The 3,475-nt window shown below is 61.6% G+C and carries 3 protein-coding genes; 2 read left to right on the top strand and 1 reads right to left on the bottom strand.

Going from position 1 to position 3,475, the window contains the following annotated elements; genetic code table 11:
• Positions 1-217: 217 nt before the first annotated feature.
• The gene (lpdA, locus tag NW819_RS10595; RefSeq protein ID WP_414413717.1) at positions 218-1,600 is read right to left on the bottom strand and encodes a dihydrolipoyl dehydrogenase; all 1,383 of its coding nucleotides are present in this window, start codon (positions 1,598-1,600) and stop codon (positions 218-220) included.
• Between the two features lie 119 nt (positions 1,601-1,719).
• Between lpdA and NW819_RS10600 the strand changes: the two genes are divergently transcribed.
• Complete coding sequence (locus NW819_RS10600) at positions 1,720-2,499, top strand: HAD family hydrolase (protein ID WP_414413718.1); 780 nt, start codon at positions 1,720-1,722, stop codon at positions 2,497-2,499.
• Positions 2,499-3,353 carry a M28 family peptidase gene (locus NW819_RS10605; protein ID WP_414413719.1) on the top strand — a complete coding sequence of 285 codons (855 nt, stop codon included), beginning with the start codon at positions 2,499-2,501 and terminating at the stop codon, positions 3,351-3,353. The genes NW819_RS10600 and NW819_RS10605 overlap by 1 nt, the downstream gene beginning before the upstream one ends.
• The last annotated feature ends 122 nt before the right edge of the window (positions 3,354-3,475 follow it).

The raw sequence follows: 3,475 nt of genomic DNA on the forward strand, positions 1-3,475 counted from the left end.
GGTAATCTCGGCTTCGCTCACCAAAAGCACTTCCTCCCACGCGTTCCCCCCCATCCTAAGGTCTTCTTGACGCTTTGAGCCGGGAGATCTTGCTGGGTTGCCCGTCTGAGAACCTGGCCCTTCACAGCCTGGTTGTAAACCCCGCCGGAGGCAGAGCGGGCGGGACGGAGTCCTCACAAAACCGAGTGAGGCAGGCGACCCTCTGCCGAGCCGTTGGCTAAGGCCCTGCCAGAGCGTGAGTTGCCCGCTTGTAGGCTTCCTCCAGCGTCTCTGCCAAGGTGGGGTGAACGTGCACCAAGCCGGCCAGTTCTCGCACCGTGGCCCGGCGAGCAATGGCCTGAGCCGCCTCGTGGATCAAATCCGCTGCATGTGCCCCCAAGATGTGGGATCCCAGCAATAGGCCGGTACTCTTGTCGAAGACCAGCTTGACCATGCCCTCCGTCTCTCCCGAAGCAATAGCCTTGGAGTTGCCGCCAAAGTAGGTGCGCACCGTGCCCACGCTGTAGCCTTCCTCCTTGGCCTGAGGTTCGGTCAGCCCCACAAAACCCATTTCCGGGTGGGTGAACACCGCGGCCGGGATGCTGAGGTAGTCCATGTAGGCAGTACGGCCACAGATGTTTTCCACGGCCACTCTCCCCTGAGCTGCCGCCGCGTGAGCCAACATCATTTTGCCTGTCACATCCCCAATGGCCCAGAGGTGAGGCAAATCGGTGGCCATGCGGCTATCGACGGGGATGAACCCCCGTTTGCCGGTGTCGATGCCCAACTCGGCCAAGCCCAGCCCCTCTGAGACCGGGATCCGACCGGCAGCCACCAGGCAGCCATCTACTTGCAGCGTCTCCCCGTTGGACAGGTGAATGGTCACCGGCTGGCCGGGGATCACCTGCCGAGCCAGCACGCCCACAAAGGTTTGAATGGAGCGGGGCTTGATCAGCACTCGCTGGGCCAGGCGGGCAATATCGGGGTCAAAGGCCGGCATCAGGGTCTCCAGGGCTTCGATGAGGATGACCTGGGATCCCAAGGCAGTGTAGATGTCGGCAAACTCCTGGCCGATGTAGCCGCTGCCGATAATGGCCAGCCGCTCCGGGATCCACTCCAGCCGCACCGCCTCGTCGCTGGTGAACACCGTCCGGCCATCCACCTCGATGCCGGGGGGCACAAAGGGGCGGGAGCCCGTAGCAAGAATAACATCCTGCGCCGTGTAGGTATAGGATCCCTTCTCTTCCTGGACTTCCACCTGCTGGGGTGCCACCAACTTGCCCCGCCCTCTCAGGATTGTTACCCCCAGCCTCTCCAGGGAGCGGGTCATGTCGGCGCGGATTTTCTCCACCACCTGGGCGGCATGATTGGCAATAGCCTCTCGGTTCACCTGAAGGGATCCCACTTGGATGCCCAGCCCAGAGCTATGTTGCAGTTCCCGCAGGCGTCCTGAGGCGGCCAGCAGAGCCTTGGAGGGGATGCAGCCGCGGTTGATGCAGGTGCCGCCCATTTCTGCACCTTCGACGATGGCGGTTTTCAGGCCGGATTCGACCGCATGCAAAGCAGCGCCGTGACCGCCGACGCCGGCACCGATGATGATCAAGTCAAAATCGAAGCTCATGGCGAGATTGGATAACCGGTGCCTCATTTTCTCACCTTGTTGGCCTTCCCAGAAACCTGGCTAGGGGCACCCAAGCCATGCAGTAGCATAGAGTCGCTTGTAGGCGGGTGGGGGTACACATGACACTCCAAGCTTTGATTTTCGATGTGGACGGCACGCTGGCGGACACGGAGCGGGATGGTCATCGCGTGGCCTTTAACGCTGCCTTTGCCGAGGCAGGGCTGGACTGGCACTGGTCGGTGGAGCTGTACGGCCAGCTCTTGGCCATTACGGGAGGTAAAGAGCGCATTCGCCATTTCGTTGCAACCTGCCAGCCGCCGCTACCCCCTGGTGAAGATTTAAATGCCCTCATTGCCCGGCTGCACCAGGCCAAAACCCGCCACTACACTGCCCTATTGGCCCAAGGGGGGATCCCACTCCGCCCAGGGGTGAAGCGCCTCCTGCAGGAGGCCAGAGCTGCTGGGATCCGCTTGGCCATTGCCACCACCACCACGCCGGAAAATGTAACAGCCCTTTTGGAGCACGCGCTGCCGGAGAGCCTAAGCTGGTTTGAAGTGATCGCTGCCGGCGATATTGTCCCCGCCAAAAAGCCCGCCCCCGACATCTACTTCTACACCCTGGAACAGATGGGGCTGCCCCCCCAGGCCTGCCTGGCCTTTGAAGACTCGGAGAATGGGCTGCGCTCGGCCCAGCAGGCCGGTATTCCCACTGTGGTGACGGTAAACGACTATACCCGGGATCAGGATTTTTCCGGGGCGGCTCTGGTGCTGGATCACCTGGGGGAGCCTGAGGATCCGTTTCGGGTGTTGGCGGGAACGGTGGGATCCCACCGCTACTTCACCCTGGAGTTGGCCTGCCAAGTCCATGCCCAAGCCATTCCCTCTGAGGTGGGAGACTGATGTCAGCAGCAGAGCTCCCAGACCTGCAGCAGCGCCTAGAGGCCCATCTGCGCCAGGTGGCCCAGCCGCGGGATCCCGACTGGTCGCCCCTGGGCCATAGCCAAGTGGAGCGCTACATCCAAGAGCAGCTTTCTAAGTGGGGATCCCTGGAGTCCTTCCCCTTTGAGGCCGGTGGCCGCCTGCACCGCAACTGGATCTTGAAATTGCCGGGATCCCGTTCTGGTCGCCCGCCCATTCTCATTGGGGCCCACTTCGACGCCGCTCCGGCAACTCCTGGAGCAGACGACAACGCCAGCGGCATAGCGGTGTTGCTGGAATTGGCCCGCCATTTTGCTGCCGAGCCGGCTTCTTCTCCGCTGTGGCTGGTGGCTTTTGACCTGGAGGAGCGGGGGATGGTGGGCAGTGGGGCTTACGCCCAGTTTCTTCAACGTCAGAGGCAATCCCTACGGCTGATGCTGTCTTTGGAAATGCTGGGCTACCGGGATCCCACCCCCGGATCCCAGGACTATCCCGCCGGCCTTGAGAAGCTTTACCCCAACCGGGGAGATTACATTGGCCTTATTGGCAACTGGCCCACCTGGGGGGATCTGCTCAAGCTGCAGCGTGATTTTCAAAAAGTGGGGATCCCTTGCTGTTGGTTGTTGGCCGGGCAGCGGGGCCTAATCCTGCCTGCCACTCACCTGAGCGACCACTCCCCCTTTTGGGATGCGGGCTACGCCGCCGTTATGGTTACCGACACCGCCTTCTTGCGCAACCCTCACTACCACAAGCCAAGCGACACCCTCGAAACCCTAGATCAAGACTTCCTGACGGGGGTCTGCCAGGGCTTGATGGCCGGGATCCGCTCGCTGTAGCTCTTCCAAACACCACAGTCGTTCAACAACAAGTAGCGTGCGTTAAGTCCTAACTCCCCTCTCTCTGGAAGGAGGCTGGGGGTAAGGGTAGAGTTGGCATCCTCAGCTAGAAATCGCAGGAG

The sequence above is a fragment of the Synechococcus sp. R8-2 genome (genome assembly GCF_047461715.1).
In the GTDB taxonomy this organism is placed as follows: domain Bacteria; phylum Cyanobacteriota; class Cyanobacteriia; order Thermostichales; family Thermostichaceae; genus Thermostichus.

Coding starts and splice junctions, on each gene's coding strand:
- lpdA (WP_414413717.1), bottom strand. CDS start 1,600: ATGAGCTTCGATTTTGACTTGATCATCATCGGTGCCGGCGTCGGCGGT.
- NW819_RS10600 (WP_414413718.1), top strand. CDS start 1,720: ATGACACTCCAAGCTTTGATTTTCGATGTGGACGGCACGCTGGCGGAC.
- NW819_RS10605 (WP_414413719.1), top strand. CDS start 2,499: ATGTCAGCAGCAGAGCTCCCAGACCTGCAGCAGCGCCTAGAGGCCCAT.